We start from the raw sequence: 628 nt of genomic DNA, 5'->3' as shown, positions 1-628 counted from the left end.
ATCTGGTGAAAGAATCAATTTACCATCAGCCCATTTGAAGTTATCTTCTGATCCTTCTCCTGTTACTTGGCAAGTCATGTTTGGTTTATATTTTTTAAGGATGATCTGTTCGTTGTCGACATAAATCTCGAGGGCATCCTTTTCTGCAATTTGAAGTGTACGGCGTAATTCGATTGGAATTACGACACGACCGAGCTCGTCTACTTTACGTACAATACCTGTTGATTTCATTTTGTTGTTCCTCCTTTGATGTCATGGATCTCTTTTTCTTTTGAAAAATCGTCAAAATTCGACATCGTTTCTATAGAATGTAGAATACTAGACTTTCCAAAAGTAGTCAACCAATCTGAATAGCTTGAAATCAAAATGTCATTTATTTCTCAAAAAACCCATATTTGAAACGATTTATTAATACATTTTCCCTTTTTAAAGGAAATGAAACTATAGAGTGTGTTTTTTTGTAATTTGATGTCTGATGTCAAAAAATGTTTCGATTCGACAAAAAGTGAGTTTCGACATCAGTCCCGTAACAGCGTATAATAGCCTATAATGAAGATGGAAATCAGAGAACGGAGGAATAACATGGCAAAGACATTTTATATCACGACCCCGATTTATTATCCAAGTG

At 34.6% G+C, this 628-nt stretch carries 1 protein-coding gene; it reads right to left on the bottom strand.

Going from position 1 to position 628, the window contains the following annotated elements; translation table 11 throughout:
• On the bottom strand, window positions 1-231 hold a 231-nt coding region (locus tag B3G15_RS13520; RefSeq protein WP_290721777.1), incomplete at its 3' end, for an AbrB/MazE/SpoVT family DNA-binding domain-containing protein.
• Window positions 232-628 lie beyond the last annotated feature (397 nt).

It is taken from the genome of Exiguobacterium sp. UBA1053, from assembly GCF_002316465.1.
In the GTDB taxonomy this organism is placed as follows: Bacteria; Bacillota; Bacilli; order Exiguobacteriales; family Exiguobacteriaceae; genus Exiguobacterium_A; species Exiguobacterium_A abrahamii.
This window is presented reverse-complemented; position numbering and strand designations above follow the sequence as displayed.